The sequence below is a fragment of the Sphingomonas sp. Leaf62 genome (assembly GCF_001421915.1).
Classification (GTDB): domain Bacteria; phylum Pseudomonadota; class Alphaproteobacteria; order Sphingomonadales; family Sphingomonadaceae; genus Sphingomonas.
In genome coordinates this window covers 203,071-221,425 of sequence record NZ_LMLN01000002.1, presented here as the reverse complement: position 1 = coordinate 221,425, position 18,355 = coordinate 203,071, and the positions used below count along the sequence as shown (strand labels likewise).

The window sequence follows — 18,355 nt, the reverse complement described above, 5'->3', positions numbered from 1 at the left end:
AACGGGCCGCCCTTTTTTTAATCCTGAAGCGGTCTTCGATCAGATCGGAGGATCGGTCCGCCGCGTCAGCGGTCGCTTGCAGCGCGGTGGCGGCGATGTGACATGGTCGAAGACCGCGCTAACGCCGGGCCAACGGCTCGCGAACCAGCGCGTCGCGTCGCACCTCGATGCGGACCAACAGCCCGTCACGTCGCCAGTCGCGGGTGATCGTTCCTGCCAATTGCTGTTCGATGCTGAGCGCCGCCAATCGCGTTCCGAAACCGGCGGTGTCCGGCACATGCTCGATCGCGGGCCCACCCGTTTCACGCCAGTCGATCGCCACCTGTTCCCCGTCGTGCCGGGTTTCGATCGTCACTTGGCCATCGGTCGTGGACAATGCGCCGTATTTGGCGGCGTTGGTTGCCAGTTCGTGGAAGATCAACGCGATCGGCGTGGCACCGCGATCATCGAGCGGGACGTCATCGCCGGTCACCCGCCACTGGCGGTCGGCATAGGGCGACAGGAGTTCGCGAAGCACATGATGCAAGGTCGCGTCGCCGACGGTCGGCCGCGAAACATCGCTGTGCGGCCGTGCCAGATCATGCGCCGCACCCAGCGCCGCGATCCGCTTGGCAAGATCGTCGGCAAACCCGCGCATCGCCGGCATCTGTCGCGCCGACATGCGGATCAGTCCGCTGATGATCGCGAAGATGTTCTTGATGCGGTGGCTGAGTTCGCGGCTGAGGATATCGTTCTGTTCGGCGGCGCGCTTGGCCGAATCGATGTCGGTGCAGGTTCCGATCCAACGCACGATCCGTCCATCGCCATCCCGCACCGGCAGGGCACGACCCAGGACCCAGCGATAGGTGCCGCTGCAATGCCGCAGCCGGTATTCGATCTCATAGGCTTCGCCGGTCCGCAGGCTGTGCCGCCACCGATCCCATGCCCGCTCCTGATCATCGGGATGAAACATGCCGTTCCATTCCTCGCCATCGGTCGAACCTTCGGGCATGCCGGTGAAGCGATACCATTGGGCGTTGTAGAAATCGTGATAGCCGTCCGGCCGCGTTGCCCACACCATCTGCGGCATGGCGTTGGTCAGCGTATCCAGTTCAGCCTGCGCCGCGACCTGCGCGCTTTCCGCGCGACGCTGCCGGGCGTTGTCGCTGGCCATGACGAACCAGCGGGGCCTGCCCTCAGGGTCGGGCGCGGCGGGCGTCACTGCGAAGCCGGTCATGCGGTCCTCGGTCCGATCGCACTCGATCGTCAGCGGAAAGGAGCTCCCGGCGGTCGTGCCGGCAGCCCATGCCGTCATGGCCGCTTCGCGCGCCTCCGATGGCAGCGATCCGGTCCAAAGATCACCGATCGATACCGTACCAATCGCTTCACGCCAGCAACGATTACCCCACAGGAGCCGTCCGTCTTGATCGGCGATCCATGCCAATACCGGCATTTTATCCGCGATATCCTGCCAGACAGGGTCGTTCGCGTCCGATACCGGCAACTCCATTACCCATCTGCCTCTCTGTTTCCGCGGTGCACCATCATCGTTCGAATATTGTCCGGCCCGGCACAATCTACCGCGAACATTCCTTCCGCGAATATTCGCCGTCTCGATTTTCGATACCAGGTCGATCAGCCAATTCAGATCAACTTTGGATCAACAATTTGCGATGATGGGTTGAAAGCGCGAGAATATTTCTCATAATTTAGCTAAATCTTGCTTTGCTCCAGATCGGACCTATTGACCTGACGGTTCACGCAACGCAAAGGCCGATCCAGAAAAGGAGAACTCCATGTCCGAAGACGGTTCCGAACTGAACGCGATCGAACTAGCCACCGAACTGACCATTGCCTGGTTGAACAACGGCAACAACCGTGTGGCCGCTGAGGATGTTCCGGCATTCCTGCAAACCATGCACGCGACGGTTCTGGGTCTGGCTTCGGGCAAGGTCGAACAGGAAGAGGCCGCGCCGCAGCAGGACCATGTTGCCGCCGTCTCGGTCCGCAAGTCGCTCGCGTCGAAAGATCACATCATTTCGATGATCGACGGCAAGCCGTACAAGACACTGCGCCGTCATCTGGCTGGCCATGGCCTGACCCCGGAAACCTATCGCGAACGCTATGGCCTGCGTCCGGACTATCCGATGGTTGCCGAAACCTATTCGCAGAGCCGTCGCGACATGGCCAAGCGCATCGGCCTCGGTCGCAAGGCGCGCAGCGCCGACACCGGTGAAGCCGCCGCCGAGAGCGATGCCGGCGACGCGCCACGCCGTCGCGGTCGCAAGCCCAAGGCTGCCGAATAAACAGGATCGGGGCGGCCATCGTGCCGCCCCGTTTTCTATGTGCGCGGGAAGATCGCGCCGTCCACCCAGTGATGCGTGCAGAGCTGCGCCTCGGGCGTGTCGTCGGCGTCGAGCGCCGCGACCGTAACCCAGCCTTCGCTGCGCAGCCGCGCCGCCGCCACCAGATCGACACCGATCGGCAGGAACAGCCGCCGCCGATCCTTCGCCCCCAACCCGGCATCGAGCAGCGCATCGGCGTAGAGCGAGAAGCCGACCGCCGGTTCCTCGCGGCCGTCGGCATGGCACACCATATAGCTGCCGCCCCGGCCGATCTCGCCCAGCACGCCTTGCGCGAACAGCGAGAAGCCGAGCCAGCTCTGATATTCGAAGCCGTGCCGCTCGGTCGGATCGAGCGTCACCGCAACGCGGCCGGCCAGCGTCGCCGCCACCGTCTCGATCGCGTCGAGCCGGGAGGCCAGCCGTCCCGCCTGATCGGTCGCACGCAGGCGGGCGAGCGCGGTGTCGAACGGCCCCGCCGCCTCGACCAACGGCAGGTAGGCCGGGTCGATCGCGGCGACGCGACCGGCATCCTTGGCATCCAATGCCGCGATCAGCGCGGCATGCTGCGGCCCCGGCGGATCGCCGGCCAAGGTCGCGACCAGATCGGGCAGCGTGAAATCGATCGAGATGCCGGTGACGCCTGCCGCTGCCAGCGCCTCGACCGCGACGGTCACGATCTCGGTTGCCGCCGCCACGCTGTCGCGTCCGATCAGTTCTGCGCCCATTTGTCGTGATGCCCGCCGGGGAGCTAGTTCGCCGGCGCGCAGTTTTAGCACCGGACCGGCATAGGACAGCCGCACCGGACGCGGGTGGTGGCCCATCCGCGTCGCGGCGATCCGTGCGACCTGTGCGGTGATGTCGGGACGGATCGCCAGCGTCCGCTGGCTGACCGGATCGACGAAGCGCACCGCATCGGTCGCCGCCGTACCCTTCAGCCGCCCGGCCAGCCCCGCCTCGAACTCGGCGAGCGGCGGGTCGACCTGTTCATAGCCATAGCCATGCGCGACGCCCAGCACCGCCCCTTCGAACCGGCGCAGCCCATCGGCGGCGGGTGGCAGGCGGTCGTGAAACCCTTCGGGGAGGAGGCCGGTATCGTTCATGGGCTTCCCCCTAGCGGCTGCAGGCCGGACGGGAAAGCGTCGACGATTATGCCCGGCCACAGTCCTAATGCGTCACCCGGGGTCAATCCCGGGTGAGGGATTGCGGAATGGGGATGCACCGAAACGAAAACGGGCTGCCGGATCACTCCGGCAGCCCGTCCGTCATCGGCGCAAACCGATCAGAAGGTGAGCGGCATCACCGTCTTGACGCCCGGAAGCGCGCGGACCTTCGCGACCAGTTCCGGCGTGACCGCTTCGTCGACCGACAACAGCACCACCGCTTCGCCACCGGCATCGCGGCGACCCAAATGGAAGGTGCCGATATTGACGCCCGCCTCGCCCAGCGTCGTGCCGATGCGGCCGATGAAGCCGGGCGCGTCCTCGTTGACGACGTACAGCATGTGGCCGGCCAGATCGGCCTCGACCTTGATGCCGAACAGTTCGACCAGACGCGGCTGGGCATTGCCGAACAGCGTGCCCGCGACCGAGCGTTCGCCGGCTTCGGTCTTGAGCGAGACGCGGATCAGCGTGTGGTAATCGCCCTCGCGGTCGTTGCGGACTTCGCGAACCTCGATGCCGCGTTCCTTGGCGAGGAACGGGGCGTTGACCATGTTCACCGTGTCCGACTGGACGCGCAGGAACCCGGCCAGCACCGCGCCGACGATCGGCTTCTGGTTCAGCTCAGCGGCGGCACCTTCGCCATGCACCGATACGCGGGCGATCGCGCCGGTGGTCAGCTGCCCGACGAGGCTGCCGAGCTTTTCGGCGAGCGCCATATAGGGCTTGAGGCGCGGTGCTTCCTCGGCCGACAGCGACGGCATGTTCAGCGCGTTGGTGACGCCGCCCGACACGAGGAAATCGGCCATCTGTTCGGCGACCTGGATCGCGACGTTGACCTGCGCTTCGCTGGTCGACGCGCCCAGATGCGGGGTCGAAACGAAGTTCGGCGTGTTGAACAACGGCGATTCTTTCGCCGGCTCCTGCACGAACACATCCAGCGCCGCACCCGCGACCTGACCGCTGTCGAGCGCCGCCTTCAGCGCGACCTCGTCGACCAGACCGCCGCGCGCACAGTTGATGATGCGCACGCCCTTCTTGGTCTTGGCGATGTTTTCCGCCGACAGGATGTTGCGGGTCTGGTCGGTCAGCGGAGTGTGCAGCGTGATGAAGTCGGCACGCGCCAGCAGCTGGTCCAGCTCGACCTTCTCCACGCCGATCTCGATCGCGCGTTCGGGCGACAGGAACGGGTCGAAGGCGATGACCTTCATCTTCAGCCCCTGCGCACGGTCGGCGACGATCGACCCGATATTGCCTGCCCCGATCAGGCCCAGCGTCTTGCCGGTCAATTCGACGCCCATGAAGCGGTTCTTTTCCCACTTGCCGGCCTGCGTCGAGGCGTCGGCCTCGGGCAGCTGGCGTGCGAGTGCGAACATCAGCGCGATGGCGTGTTCGGCGGTGGTGATCGAGTTGCCGAACGGCGTGTTCATCACGACGACACCGGCAGCCGAGGCGGCGGGGATGTCGACGTTATCGACACCGATACCGGCGCGGCCGACGACTTTCAGGTTCTTGGCAGCGTCGAGGATCGCCTTGGTCACCTTGGTCGAGCTGCGAATGGCGAGACCGTCATAGTCGCCGATGATCGCGATCAGCTCTTCGGGCGTCTTGCCGGTGATTTCGTCCACCTCGACCCCGCGTTCGCGGAAGACCTGGGCGGCTTTGGGGTCCATCTTGTCGGAAATCAGAACTTTAGGCATGTTTTTCTCCCTCTCCCCTGCAGGGGAGAGGGCCGNAGTGCCGCGCAACCCGGCCCTATCGATTGTCAGGATAGCAGGAGAGGCAAGTTCCCCTCTCCCAACCCTCTCCCCTGAAGGGGAGAGGGCTATTCGTCAGCCCGCCTTGGCGGTGGCGTAGGCCCAGTCGAGCCACGGCCCGAGCGCCTCGATATCCGCCGTATCGACAGTCGCGCCGCACCAGATGCGCAGGCCCGCTGGCGCATCGCGGTATCCAGCGACGTCATAGGCGGCATTTTCGGCTTCGAGCAGCGACGCCATCTTCTTGATCAGCACCTCGTCCGCACCCTCGACGGTCAGGCAGACGCTGGTCTTCGACCGGGTCGCCGGATCGGCGGCGAGATGGCCGAGCCAGTCGCGCTCGGCGACGATCTTGTCGAGCGCGGCGGCATTGGCATCGCTGCGCGCGATCAGACCGTCGGTGCCCAGCGACTTCGCCCATTCGAGGCTGAAGATCGCATCTTCGACCGCCAGCATCGACGGCGTGTTGATCGTCTCGCCCTTGAACACGCCTTCGGTCAGCTTGCCCTTCGACACGAGGCGAAAGACCTTGGGCAGCGGCCAGGCGGGGGTGTAGGTTTCGAGCCGTTCGACGGCGCGCGGGCCGAGGATCAGGACGCCATGCGCGCCCTCGCCGCCCAGTACCTTCTGCCAGGAGAAGGTCGCGACGTCGATCTTCGTCCAGTCGATGTCATAGGCAAACACGCCCGACGTCGCATCGGCGAACGAGAGACCCTCGCGGTCGGCCGGAATGAAATCGGCGTTCGGCACGCGCACGCCGCTGGTGGTGCCGTTCCACGTGAACAGGACGTCGTTGCTCCAGTCGATCGCATCCAGATCGGGCAGCTGGCCGTAATCGGCGCGCACGACGGTCGGATCGATCTTCAACTGCTTGACCGCGTCGGTCACCCAGCCCTCGCCGAAGCTTTCCCATGCCAGCGCGGTGACGGGACGTGCGCCCAGCATCGTCCACATCGCCATTTCGAACGCACCGGTGTCGGAACCGGGGACGATGCCGATGCGGTGGGTGTCGGGGAGGTTCAGCAGTTCGCGCATCAGGTCGATGCAATATTGCAAACGCTGCTTGCCGATTTTCGAACGGTGCGACCGGCCGAGGCTGACGGGGTTGAGGCGGTCGGCGGACCAGCCCGGCGGCTTGGCGCAAGGCCCGGACGAAAAATACGGGCGAGCGGGAGTCGTAGCCGGCTTAGGCGGAAGATCAGTCATGTCAGTCTCTCCTCACAGAGAGCACGCGCTGCGTTGGGACAGCGTGGCCCGCCGCGGCCATTACCGGCGTGTCTTGTCCGATACAACCCATGTTGTTGCGACGATGCGACCAAAGACGCATCATCTTTGTGGGAACCGTGCGCGACTCGCCGCGTTGCGTTTTGTTGATATGTCTATAGCGTACCCATCCTCGCCCACCGTTCTTATCGTTGAGGATGAGATGCTGGTCGCGATCGATCTGGAAGCGTCGCTCGAGGAGCATGGCTATCGGCCCGTCGGCATCGCTGCCGATATGATCGGGGCGATGGAATTGGCCGTGGTACGGCCCGACGTCGCGCTGGTCGACTGCAACTTGCGCGACGGACCGACCGGACCGATGATCGGACGATTGCTGGGCTGCAACTATGGCACGACGGTCATTTTCCTGACCGCCAACCCCAATTTGCTGAGCGACGGCATCGAAGGCGCGTTGGGCGTCGTCTCCAAACCGTGCGGCTACGAGTCGGTCGGTCGGATCGTCGAGTTCGCGGTGCGCGCGCGTGCTGGCGATCTTTCCGCGCCCCCGTTGGGGATCAGGCTGTTCGGCGATCGTCGCGAGATGGTGGCGAGCGCTTAACCTCTGGTTCAGCGCGCCGCGCCCACACGCGGCGTTGACCCGCGTCCGGCCCTTCGCCGATAAGGATATCCATGAAGCGCGCGCTGGGCGGCATCGCTGCCGTCATCCTCCTGTTCGTACAGCCGGCCGCTGGGCAATCGGTGCTGCGCGATGCAGAGACCGAAGCGTTGCTGAACGATATGTCGCGGCCGATTGCCGTCGCAGCGGGTCTCGATCCGCGCAACTTCAACGTCGTGTTGCTGCAGGACAAGTCGATCAATGCCTTCGTCGCGGGTGGGCAGACGGTCTATGTCCATTCGGGACTGATCGACGCGGCCGACGACGCCAACGAGGTACAGGGCGTCATCGCCCATGAAATCGGCCATATCGTCGGCGGGCACGTGCCGCTGGCCGGGCGCGGCATGGCGCCCGCGACCGGCATCACCGTTTTGAGCCTGTTGCTGGGCGTCGCGGCGATGGCGGCGGGTGCGGGGGAGGCGGGGGCAGGCATCCTTGCCGCCGGACAACAGGCAGCGATGAGCAGCTATCTGGCGTTTAGCCGGACGCAGGAAAGCTCGGCCGACGCCGCCGGCACGCGGTTCCTGCGGAGTGCGAACGTCTCGGGCGAAGGGATGCTGGACTTCTTCAAGAAGCTCCAGAACCTGGAATATCGCCTCGCCATCCCGCAGGACAACAGCTACCAGCGCACCCATCCGCTGAGTGGTGAGCGGATCGCCAATCTGACGCAGGATGTTCAATCTTCGCCGTCGTTCAAGGTCAAGACCGACCCCGCGCTGGAAATCCGGTTCAAGCGGGTGCAGGCGAAGCTGCGCGGCTATGTCAGCGATCCCAAGGATACGCTGCGCCGCTATCCGGCCACCGACCAGAGCGTCTACGCCCATTATGCCCGCGCCTATGCCTATCACAAATCGGGCTATCCCGAGCAGGCGGCGGACGAGACGCTCGCGCTGGTCAAATCGGCTCCCGACGACCCCTATTTCCTCGAACTCGAAGGGCAGATCCTGCTCGAATCGGGCAAACCGAAGGAAGCATTGTCGGCGCTGCGCGAGGCCACCGAGCGGACGCGGTCGTCACCACTGATCGCCGCCAGTTTCGGCCATGCGCTGATCGCGGCGGAGGACCCCGCGCTGCTGAACGAAGCCGAACGGGTGCTGAAACAGGCGGTGGCGCGCGACAATCAGAACCCGTTCGCGTGGTATCAGCTGAGCATCCTGTACGAACGACGCGGCGATCCGGCGCGCGTCGCGCTGGCGATGGCAGAATATACGTCGCTGATCGGCGACAACGGCATGGCGCTGGCCAGTGCGCGGCGGGCGATGGCGCTGCTGCCGCAGGGGTCGAGCGACTGGATCAGGGCTCAGGATATTCAAATGACGTCGCAGACCGCGTTCGAGGAAGAGAAACGCAACCGCAGGCGGCGGGGCTGACCATGGGCCGGTCGGGCAATATCGCGATGCTGGCGGCGGCGGCGCTGGCCGGCGCAGGCGGCGCGATCGTCGCGCAACGGGTCGCGACCGATCGCACGGCGACCGAGACGGTGGTGCGCGACTATATCCTCGCCAATCCCGAAATCCTGCCCGAAGCACTGCGGCGATTGCAGGCAAAGGAAGCGGGCAAGGCGGTTGCGGCCAACCGGGCGGCGATCGTCGAACCCTTTCCGGGGGCGGTCGCCGGCAATCCGAACGGCGATGTCAGCGTCGTCGCCTATCTCGATTATGCCTGCGGTTTCTGCCGTGCCAGCCTGCCGGCGATCACCGGCCTGATCGCGAGCGACCCGAACGTCCGGATCGTCTACCGCGAACTGCCGATCCTGTCGCAGGGCAGCCGCACCGCCGCCGAATGGGCATTGGCGGCGGCACAGCAGGGCAAGTTCAAGCCGTTCCACGACGCGCTCTATGCCGCCGGCCGGGTCGATGCCGCATCGATCGAGGCGGCGGCGCGGGCTGCGAAGCTCGACACGAACGCCGCGCGCACCGCGATCGCATCACCGCAGATCGCGGGAGAAATCGAACGCAATATGAAGGTCATGAGCCTGCTCGGCTTCAGCGGCACGCCGTCGTGGGTGGTCGGCGATCAGGTGCTGGGCGGTGCGCAGACGCTGCCGGCGTTACAGGCAGCGGTGGCGCAAGCGCGCAAGGCAAAGCCGGTACCCGCCGCCTAGCGCCCGAACCCGGCCTTTTCTCCGTCATCAAACCATGGGACAAGCCGCCCCATGGACACCATTCTTTCGATCCGGGGCGTCGCCAAGACGTACAAGTCCGGCACGGTCGCGTTGCAGCCGACCGATCTCGACATCGGCAAGGGCGAGATCTTTGCGCTGCTGGGGCCGAACGGGGCGGGCAAGACGACGCTGATCAGCATCGTGTGCGGCATCGTCACGCCGAGCGCGGGGACGATCACCGCCGCCGGGTTCGACACGGTCCACGACTATCGCGAGACGCGGACGCGGATCGGACTGGTGCCGCAGGAATTGCTGACCGACGCGTTCGAAACGGTGATGGCGACCGTCACCTTTTCGCGGCGGCTGTTCGGTCGGCATGCCGACCCGGCCTTCATCGAAAAGCTGCTGCGCGACCTGACGCTGTGGGACAAGCGCGATGCGAAGATGACCGAGCTGTCGGGCGGCATGAAACGCCGGGTGATGATCGCCAAGGCGCTGTCCCACGAACCCGACATCCTGTTCCTTGACGAACCGACGGCGGGCGTCGACGTCGAACTGCGCCGCGACATGTGGCGGCTGGTCCATGAATTGCGCGAACGTGGCGTCACCATCATCCTGACCACCCATTATATCGAAGAGGCCGAGGAAATGGCCGACCGGGTCGGGGTGATCGCCAAGGGGCGGCTGATCCTGGTCGACGAGAAGGCGGCGCTGATGCGCAAGCTGGGCAAGAAGACGCTGACGCTGACGCTGGCCGAAGCGATGGAAACGGTGCCGGCGGCATTGTCGCACTGGCCGCTGACACTGACCGACGAAGGCCATGCGCTCACCTTCGCCTTCGATGCCAATGCCGAGGACAATGGTGTGCGCGCACTGTTGCGCGCGGTCGACGAGGCGGGGATCGCGTGGAAGGATATCGCGACCAGACAGTCGAGCCTCGAGGACATCTTCGTCGGGCTGGTCCATGAAGAGGAGAGCCGGGCATGACCTTCAACTGGCATGGCGTGCTGGCCATCTATCGATTCGAATTGGCACGGTTCGGGCGCACGATCTGGACCTCGCTGATGACGCCGGTCATCACGACGTCGCTGTATTTCGTGGTATTCGGCACCGCGATCGGCAGCCGGATGAACGAGGTGTCGGGCGTACCCTATGGCGCGTTCATCGTTCCCGGTCTCATGATGCTGACGATGCTGACCGAAAGCATCTTCAACGCCAGTTTCGGCATCTTCATGCCGAAATGGTCAGGGACGATCTACGAACTGCTGTCGGCCCCCGTTTCCACGCTGGAGACGCTGGTCGGCTATGTCGGCGCGGCGGCGAGCAAGTCGTGTATCGTCGCACTGGTGATCTTCGCCACCGCGCATCTGTTCGTCGATGTACAGGTCGCGCACCCGTTCTGGGCACTCTGCTATCTGCTGCTGGTCGCGGTCACGTTCTGCCTGTTCGGCTTCATCCTCGGGCTATGGGCCAAAGGGTTCGAACAGTTGCAGGTCATTCCGCTGCTGGTGGTGACGCCGCTGACGTTTCTGGGCGGGGCATTCTATTCGATCGACATGCTGCCGGGCGCATGGCGGACGATCAGTCTGTTCAATCCGATCGTCTATCTGATCAGCGGGTTTCGCTGGACCTTTTTCGGCGTGGGCGATGTTCCGGTGACCGCGAGTCTCGGCGCGACCTTTGCGTTTCTGTGCATTTGCGTGACCGTCATCACGGTGATCTTCCGCACCGGCTGGCGATTGAAGAAGTAAGGGACGAGCGATGGATCTGGGAATTGCCGGCCGCAAGGCGATCGTGTGCGCATCGAGCGCCGGGCTGGGACGTGCCTGTGCGCTGGAACTCGCGCGGGCCGGGGTCGATGTCGTCGTCAATGGACGCGACGCGGCGAAGCTGGCCGCGACCGCGGCGACAATCCGCGAAGAGACCGGCGTGACGGTGATCGAGGTCGTCGGCGACCTGTCGACCGACGAAGGCCGCGCCGCGCTGCTCGCCGCCTGTCCCGACCCCGACATTCTGGTCAACAATAATGGCGGGCCGCCGGTCAAACCCTATACCGAGCTGGCGGCCGACGGCATCCGGGCGGGGCTGGAAAGCAATTTCGTCACGCCGGCGCTGTTGTTGCAGGCGGTGTTGCCCGGCATGGTCGCGCGCGGGTTCGGACGGGTGGTCAACATCACCTCCGGATCGGTCAAGATGCCGCTGCCGGGCCTCGACCTGTCGAGCGGCGCACGGGCGGGGTTGACCGGCTTCGTCGCGGGGATTGCGCGGCAGGTTGCCGGATCGAACGTGACGATCAACGGCCTGTTGCCCGGATCGTTCGACACCGCGCGCATCGCATCGATGAGCGAGGCGGCGGCGCAGAAGAACGGCACAACCCCGGCTGAGGAGAAGGCGAAGCGGGCGGAAGCGATCCCGGCAAAGCGCATCGGCGATCCGACGGAATTCGGCGCCGCGTGCGCGTTCCTGTGTTCGGACAAGGCCGGGTTCATCACCGGGCAGAGCCTGTTGATCGATGGTGGGGCATTTCCGGGGATTATGTGATTTTCACGCGAAGGCGCGAAGGCGCAGAGGGGTTGCGCAGTTGGAAACCGGGTTCGCTCGGCAGACTATCTCCTTCGCTGCAACAAAGAGTAAGAGCCGCTATCGCGGCCGACCTCGCCGCGAACGCTATTTCTCCGCGTCTCTGCGCGAAATCTACCTTCTGTTCTTCCTACTCTTCGCGTCTCCGCGCCCTCGCGTGAAACTCAAAAAATCCCGAGAAACTTCTTGCGCTGTTCCTTGCGCTCACCACGGTTCGATTTGCCGTCCTCGGCCTTGGCGGTCGTGCCGCGACCGACATCGTCGCGCGGTTCGCCGCCCTTGGTCCGTTGTGCCCGCGCCGTCGCGCCAGCGAGAATCGGGCCGCAGGCAGCGCCCTTCGCATCGCCCGGATCGACGAACGCCAGCACACCGGCAAGCGGCGTCGCCACCAGCGCGAGGCCGAGGCCCGCACCGGCGCGTCCGAGCAACTCGGGACTGATGACCGAATAGCGTGGGCTTGCGAAATAGCCGCCGATGCCGACCGGCGACTGGCCCGCCAGAAACGAGAAGCGTTTGGAATCGGCGCGGAAGGCCAGATCGATCGATTCGTTGCGGAAGCTGAAACCGCCGCGCCCGATCATCACGTTCTTCTGCGTATCGATCAGGATCGGGTCCGCCGCCGCGACGCCGCCGCGCACGGTAAAGCCGATCAGCCCACAATTGATCCGGACCGGCTCCTTTAACCGGCCCTCGAACATCTTCTGCGCGAAGGTGCCGAGGTCGAGTTCCGACAACTGCACGTTGCGCGTCCAGAAGCTGCCGCCGGGCAGGATGATCGCAATCCGGCCGTTCGACGCCGCCAGCGACTCCTGCACAGTGTCGCCGGTACCGGTCAGCTTCACCCGCGCCTTGACCGTGCCCGACGTGCCCGCCTCCTCGACGCCCCAGCCGGCGAGCAACCGGCCCATCGGTGTCGGTGACAGGCGAATGTCGTAATCGGTGACCGCCGGACGGCGGCGGGCGTCGATCACCACGTCCGACGCGACATTGCCGCGTGCCATCGCAAAGGTCAGCGGCGACAGCTTCAGCAACCGGTCGTCCAGGTCGAGCGTCAGGTCGACGTCGGACACCGGCAGGCTGCGGGCGCGAACAGTGGCGACCTTATAGTGGACCTTCGCATCGAAATTGCGCAGCGCCTCGACGTTCAGCTTCGCATCCGGGAGCAGGCGCGGTGCCCCGCCCTCGCGCTGGATCACGCCCGCCGCGCCCTGTGCCTCGACGCGTTCGAGGTCGTAGCCAACGAAGGCCGACATATCGACGATGTCGAGCGTACGCGACGTCAGGTCGGCGGTCAGCAGCAGGCGCGGTTCGCGTTGCGTCACCGTCAGGTTGCCGGCGAGGTCGCTGTCGCCGAATCGCCCGCGCAGCCGGGTGAATTTCCAGTCGGGACCGTCCTTGGTCATCCGCCCGGTCAGGCGATAGGTGCGGGTATCGGGCGTGACGATGCCGAGCACCGCGAACACGTCCGACAGGTTGCGCCCGCGCAGACGGACCGCAAGGTTCGATCCGTCGAGTTCGGTCGGCCCGGGCAGGGTACCGGCAAGGATCGCGACCGAACGCGCCACTTCGATCCGCGCGGTCAGCTGATTCTGCCCGCCGCGAATCGTCGCGTCGGGCGACTGCAACTGGCCGGTCAGCCGGAACGGGCGACCACGCACCGTCCCCTGCCCGGCTGCACGGATCGCCCCGGCGAATTGGGCGTCGCTGGTCTCGACCGTGTCGAGCGTGAAATTGCCGTCGAGCAGGAATTGTGGGTCGCGGTAGCGGATGCGCGTATCGCGGAACGTCCCCGCGCGGACGATCGGCAGGTCGAGCTTCTTGCCCGGCTTGTCCGGATCGCCGAAGGTCCAGGTGTTGCGCTTGCGCGCGGCGTCCCAGTGCAGGTCGGCCCGCGCGCCGTCGAGCTCGAGCCAGTTGACCCGCCGCCGCCCGAACAGGAAGGTCAGGGTCGCGGTCGAGCTGTCGAGCTTCTTCGCCTCGAACAAATTGCCGCCGCCTGCCCAGTCGGGGTTCGATACCGACAATCCCTCGGCAAGGAACTTCAGGTCGATGGGATTGAAGTAGAACTGGAAATCGCCGGCGACACGGACCGTGCGGCCGCTGCCCGACGATGCGATCCGTTCGAACGTCCCCTTCAGGAACCGTCCCTTGGTGACGAACAGGATGAGCCAGGCAAGGAACAACGTGCCGACGATTCCGAAGACCGTCCGCAACGCGATCCGCCGCCAGTCGCGGCGGCGGGGGGCGTCGGATGCGCCGGCAGTCGGGGAAACTTCGGCCATCGCTCATCAACCGTTCGGGCGCGTAACGAGTTCCAGTAGTTGCGTTCGGCCCCTATCCGGGTTAGGGGCGCGCTCTTTCCACGACTCCGAAGGGATTCGCCCGGCCATCTGGGGCTGCCGCGGCAATCCGCACGTCGTGATTTTTGAGGAGACCAAAATGCCCAAGCTCAAGACCAAGAGCGGCGTCAAGAAGCGCTTCAAGCTCACCGCCACCGGCAAGATCAAGCACGGTGTCGCGGGCAAGCGCCACCGCCTGATCTCGCACAACGCGAAGTATATCCGCCAGAATCGCGGGACTTCGGTCCTGGCCGACGCCGACACCGCACGTGTCAAGGCGTGGGCGCCCTACGGCCTTCGTTAAGGAGTACTGAGCAATGGCACGCATCAAACGCGGCACGACCACGAAGGCGAAGCACAAGCGGATTTTGGATCAGGCGAAGGGCTATTATGGCCGTCGCAAGAACACCATCCGCATCGCGCGCCAGGCCGTCGAAAAGGCCGGCCAGTACGCCTATCGCGACCGCAAGGTTAAGAAGCGCACGTTCCGTGGCCTGTGGATCCAGCGCATCAACGCCGGTGTCCGGGCGGAAGGCATCACCTATTCGCAGTTCATGCACGGCTGCAAGCTGGCCGGCATCGAACTCGACCGGAAGGTCCTGGCCGATATCGCCATGCACGAAGAGGCCGCCTTCAAGGCGATCGTCGAGCAGGCGAAGGCCGCCCTGCCGGAACAGGCCGCCGCGTAACACGCTGCGGTTCCGGTTTGCGGGATAAGAAACGCCGGTGGGGTAACCCGCCGGCGTTTTTTGTCGTACGCAGGCTGACCTTCGTCATCCCGGCGAAAGCCGGGATCCATGGATAGGCGACGCTGACGGTAGCGCGGACCATCAGCCACACCCCGTCCGTGGATCCCGACTTTCGTCGGGATGACGGGTGGAATAGGGTTTGCACACGACCACAGTCCGCGAACCCTGCGTCTATATCGTCGCCAGCGGACGGCACGGCACCCTCTACACCGGCGTCACCAGCAACCTGATCCAGCGTATCCACCAGCACCGCGCAGGCACCTCCAACGGCTTCTCCCGTCGGAACAATTGCCACCGTCTCGTCTGGTTCGAACGCCATGAAACCATGGAAACCGCCATTCAGCGCGAGAAACGGATCAAGGAATGGCAGCGCAACTGGAAACTCACGCTGATCGAAACCGCCAACCCCCACTGGTTCGACCTCGCCACGGGGCTAGGCTTCGTCGCCGTTCCGCAATAAAGCCGGTCGCCTATCCCGACACCCGGAGCGACCGTGACCCCCGATCTCGACCAAATGCGTGCCGACCTGCTCGCCGCCATCGATGCTTCCGCAGGGATCGATGCGCTGGAGGCGGTGCGGGTTCATGCGCTGGGCAAGCAGGGGGCGATCACCGGCCTGCTCAAGACACTGGGCGGCCTGTCGCCCGACGAACGCCAGACGGTGGCGCCCGGCATCCACGCGCTGCGCGAGGCGGTGACGCATGCGATCGGCGCGCGCAAGGCGGATCTGGAAGCGCGGGCGCTGGCCGCGAAGCTGGCGAGCGAGCGCGTCGATCTGACGCTGCCGGTCGATCGGCCGTCCTCGGGCGGGGTGCATCCGGTCGCGCAGGTCATGGACGAACTGGCCGAAATCTTTGCCGATCTCGGCTTCGCGGTCGCGACGGGTCCGGAGATCGAGGACGACTGGCACAACTTCACCGCGCTCAATATCCCGGAGACGCATCCGGCGCGGGCGATGCATGACACGTTCTACGCGCAGCGCCGAAGCCCGCAGGGCGAGACCAGCGCAAGCGCGGCCGGCGGCGCCGAAGCGCCGTCCGACGCCGGTGGCTTTGCCACCGGCGCTGCGGAACGCTACGTCCTCCGCACCCATACGTCACCGGTGCAAATTCGCACGATGATGGCGCAGAAACCTCCGATCCGTATCATCGCGCCGGGGCGGGTCTATCGCAGCGATTCGGATGCCACCCACACACCGATGTTCCACCAGATCGAAGGGCTGGTGATCGATCGCGGCATTCATATGGGGCATCTCAAATGGACGCTGGAAACGTTCCTGAAAGCGTATTTCGAGCGCGACGACATCGTGCTCCGCCTGCGCCCCAGCTATTTCCCGTTCACCGAACCGTCGGCGGAGGTCGATATCGGCTACACGCTGGAAAAGGGCCGGCGCGTCGTCGGTGGTGATCCGGCGAAGGGCAATGGCGGCTGGATGGAAGTGCTGGGCAGCGGCATGGTCCACCCCAAGGTCATCGAAGCGTGCGGGCTGGACCCGAACGAGTGGCAGGGTTTCGCGTTCGGCACCGGCGTCGACCGGCTGGCGATGCTGAAATACGGCATGGACGACCTGCGCCCGTTCTTCGATGGCGATCTGCGCTGGCTGAAACATTATGGATTCTCGGCGCTGGACGTGCCCACGCTGTCGGGGGGAGTGACGGCATGAAGTTCACCTATGGCTGGCTCAAGCAGCATCTCGACACCGATGCGTCGCTCGACACGATCCTCGATGGGCTGACCCGGATCGGGCTGGAGGTCGAGGGCGTCGAGAATCCGGGCGAGAAGCTTGCCGCGTTTCGCGTTGCCCGCGTGCTGACCGCCGAACGGCATCCGCAGGCCGACAAGTTGCAGGTGCTGTCGGTCGACGCCGGCGACGGTCCGTTGCAGGTGGTGTGCGGTGCGCCCAACGCGCGCGCGGGGCTGGTCGGCGTGTTCGGGATGCCCGGTGCGACCGTTCCGGCCAACGGCATGGTGCTGAAGGTCGCGGCGATCCGCGGCGTCGAATCGAACGGCATGATGTGTTCGACCCGCGAACTGGAGCTGGGCGAGGATCATGACGGGATCATCGAACTGCCCGACGACGCGCGGGTCGGCACCCCCTTCCCCACCTATGCCGGGCTCGACGATCCGGTCATCGACGTCAGCATCACGCCCAACCGACAGGATTGCATGGGCGTGCGCGGGATCGCGCGCGATCTGGCGGCGGCGGGCTATGGGACGTTGAAGCCGCTGGCGGTGCCGGTCGTTGCCGGCGAAGGCGACGGCCCCGACGTGCGGGTCGAGGACGCCGATGGCTGTCCGGCTTTCTATGCGCAGGCGGTGCGCGGCCTCATCAATGGCGAATCGCCCGACTGGGTGCGCAAGCGGCTGACCGCGATTGGGCAGAAGCCGATCTCAACCCTGGTCGACATCACCAATTACGTGATGTTCGATCTCGGGCGGCCGCTGCACGTCTATGACATGGCCAAGCTGACCGGCGGGCTGGTCGCGCGTAAGGCGGAGGCGGGGGAGAGCGTCGTCGCGCTGAACGGCAAGTCATACACGCTGGCCGGCAGTGAGACGGTGATCGCCGACGATATCGCAGTGCACGATATCGGCGGGATCATGGGCGGCGAGCATTCGGGCGTGTCGGACACGACCACCGACGTGCTGATCGAATGCGCATATTTCAGCCCCGAGGCGATCGCGCGGACGGGGCAGAAACTGGCGCTGACCAGCGATGCGCGCACCCGCTTCGAACGCGGGGTCGACCCGGCGTTCCTCGACGACGGGCTGGCCATCGCGACCGATTATGTGCTGCAATTGTGCGGCGGGACCGCCAGCGGCGTGACGAAGGCCGGCACCCCGCCGAACGACCTGCGCACGATCATCCATCAGCCCGGCCGCGTCGCGACGCTGGGCGGGCTGGACGTGGCCGAGGATCGCCAGCGCGAGATCCTCGAACGGCTGGGCTTCATCGTCGGCGATGGCTGGCAGGTCATGGTGCCGTCGTGGCGGCGCGATATCGACGGGACCGCCGATCTGGTCGAGGAAGTCATTCGTATCGAGGGGCTCGACAAGGTCCCCTCGACCCCGCTCGACCGGCCGGCGGGCGTGGCGGCGCCGACCGCGACCCCGGAGCAGAAGCTGGAGCGCCGCATCCGGCGCGCGGCGGCGGCGCGCGGGCTGGCCGAGGCGATTACGTGGAGCTTCATCGCCGAGGACGAAGCCGCGCCGTTCGGCGGCGGTGCGTGGGAGGTCGTGAACCCGATCGCCAACGATATGCGGATCATGCGGCCGTCGCTGTTGCCCGGATTGCTGAGCGCGGCGGCGCGCAACCTGAAGCGCGGGCAGTCGAGCGTGCGGCTGTTCGAGATCGGCCGCCGCTATCTGGCCGATGCCGAGCGGATGACGCTGGGCATCGTGTTCGCGGGCGAGCGTGCCCCGCGTGGCTGGCGCGGGGGCAAGGCACAGGGCTTCGACGCGTTCG

General features: G+C 65.6%; 17 protein-coding genes. 12 read left to right on the top strand and 5 right to left on the bottom strand.

What is annotated here, in order from left to right; genetic code table 11:
- Nucleotides 1-118: 118 nt before the first annotated feature.
- Complete coding sequence (locus ASE91_RS01800) at nt 119-1,489, bottom strand: sensor histidine kinase (protein ID WP_056622109.1); 1,371 nt, start codon at nt 1,487-1,489, stop codon at nt 119-121.
- A 286-nt stretch (nt 1,490-1,775) separates the two neighbouring features.
- Here ASE91_RS01800 and ASE91_RS01795 point away from each other — a divergent pair, with 286 nt between their 5' ends.
- Complete coding sequence (locus tag ASE91_RS01795; RefSeq protein WP_056622107.1) at nt 1,776-2,285, top strand: MucR family transcriptional regulator; 510 nt, start codon at nt 1,776-1,778, stop codon at nt 2,283-2,285.
- Between the two features lie 35 nt (nt 2,286-2,320).
- Here ASE91_RS01795 and ASE91_RS01790 read toward each other — a convergent pair whose 3' ends face one another.
- The 3 genes from ASE91_RS01790 to ASE91_RS01780 all read right to left on the bottom strand — a co-directional run bounded on the left by ASE91_RS01790 (nt 2,321) and on the right by ASE91_RS01780 (nt 6,444).
- Complete coding sequence (locus tag ASE91_RS01790; RefSeq protein WP_056622105.1) at nt 2,321-3,424, bottom strand: ATP phosphoribosyltransferase regulatory subunit; 1,104 nt, start codon at nt 3,422-3,424, stop codon at nt 2,321-2,323.
- Nucleotides 3,425-3,603: 179 nt separating this feature from the next.
- On the bottom strand, nt 3,604-5,181 hold the full coding sequence (serA, locus tag ASE91_RS01785) for a phosphoglycerate dehydrogenase (RefSeq protein WP_056622101.1): 1,578 nt from the start codon (nt 5,179-5,181) through the stop codon (nt 3,604-3,606).
- 132 nt (nt 5,182-5,313) lie between these two features.
- Nucleotides 5,314-6,444 carry a phosphoserine transaminase gene (locus tag ASE91_RS01780; RefSeq protein ID WP_056622097.1) on the bottom strand — a complete coding sequence of 377 codons (1,131 nt, stop codon included), beginning with the start codon at nt 6,442-6,444 and terminating at the stop codon, nt 5,314-5,316.
- Between the two features lie 43 nt (nt 6,445-6,487).
- On the opposite strand from ASE91_RS01780, the gene ASE91_RS19835 reads away from it, so the two are divergent.
- From ASE91_RS19835 to ASE91_RS01750, 6 genes are all read left to right on the top strand, one after another.
- Nucleotides 6,488-7,060, top strand: coding sequence for a response regulator (locus ASE91_RS19835; protein WP_235530248.1), 573 nt, complete (start codon nt 6,488-6,490; stop codon nt 7,058-7,060).
- A gap of 71 nt (nt 7,061-7,131) precedes the next feature.
- The gene (locus ASE91_RS01770) at nt 7,132-8,487 is read left to right on the top strand and encodes a M48 family metalloprotease (RefSeq protein ID WP_056622093.1); all 1,356 of its coding nucleotides are present in this window, start codon (nt 7,132-7,134) and stop codon (nt 8,485-8,487) included.
- A gap of 2 nt (nt 8,488-8,489) precedes the next feature.
- Nucleotides 8,490-9,221 carry a DsbA family protein gene (locus ASE91_RS01765; RefSeq protein WP_056622092.1) on the top strand — a complete coding sequence of 244 codons (732 nt, stop codon included), beginning with the start codon at nt 8,490-8,492 and terminating at the stop codon, nt 9,219-9,221.
- A 51-nt stretch (nt 9,222-9,272) separates the two neighbouring features.
- Nucleotides 9,273-10,208 carry an ABC transporter ATP-binding protein gene (locus ASE91_RS01760; protein ID WP_056622090.1) on the top strand — a complete coding sequence of 312 codons (936 nt, stop codon included), beginning with the start codon at nt 9,273-9,275 and terminating at the stop codon, nt 10,206-10,208.
- A complete protein-coding gene (locus ASE91_RS01755; protein ID WP_055998710.1) occupies nt 10,205-10,972 on the top strand; it encodes an ABC transporter permease in 768 nt (255 codons plus the stop codon). The genes ASE91_RS01760 and ASE91_RS01755 overlap by 4 nt, the downstream gene beginning before the upstream one ends.
- A 10-nt stretch (nt 10,973-10,982) precedes the next feature.
- A complete protein-coding gene (locus tag ASE91_RS01750) occupies nt 10,983-11,762 on the top strand; it encodes an SDR family oxidoreductase (RefSeq protein ID WP_056622088.1) in 780 nt (259 codons plus the stop codon).
- A gap of 203 nt (nt 11,763-11,965) precedes the next feature.
- Here ASE91_RS01750 and ASE91_RS01745 read toward each other — a convergent pair whose 3' ends face one another.
- Complete coding sequence (locus ASE91_RS01745; protein ID WP_056622086.1) at nt 11,966-14,083, bottom strand: AsmA family protein; 2,118 nt, start codon at nt 14,081-14,083, stop codon at nt 11,966-11,968.
- Between the two features lie 157 nt (nt 14,084-14,240).
- On the opposite strand from ASE91_RS01745, the gene rpmI reads away from it, so the two are divergent.
- From rpmI to pheT, 5 genes are all read left to right on the top strand, one after another.
- On the top strand, nt 14,241-14,444 hold the full coding sequence (gene rpmI / locus ASE91_RS01740; protein WP_055757212.1) for a 50S ribosomal protein L35: 204 nt from the start codon (nt 14,241-14,243) through the stop codon (nt 14,442-14,444).
- 13 nt (nt 14,445-14,457) lie between these two features.
- A complete protein-coding gene (rplT, locus tag ASE91_RS01735; protein ID WP_056622084.1) occupies nt 14,458-14,829 on the top strand; it encodes a 50S ribosomal protein L20 in 372 nt (123 codons plus the stop codon).
- A 199-nt stretch (nt 14,830-15,028) separates the two neighbouring features.
- On the top strand, nt 15,029-15,349 hold the full coding sequence (locus ASE91_RS01730; protein WP_056622081.1) for a GIY-YIG nuclease family protein: 321 nt from the start codon (nt 15,029-15,031) through the stop codon (nt 15,347-15,349).
- Nucleotides 15,350-15,403: 54 nt separating this feature from the next.
- Nucleotides 15,404-16,552 (top strand): phenylalanine--tRNA ligase subunit alpha, encoded by a 1,149-nt coding sequence (gene pheS / locus ASE91_RS01725; RefSeq protein ID WP_200911173.1) that lies wholly within the window; start codon nt 15,404-15,406, stop codon nt 16,550-16,552.
- Nucleotides 16,549-18,355, top strand: a 1,807-nt coding sequence (gene pheT / locus ASE91_RS01720) for a phenylalanine--tRNA ligase subunit beta (RefSeq protein ID WP_235530247.1), incomplete at its 3' end; no start/stop codon positions are given. The genes pheS and pheT, both read left to right, overlap by 4 nt.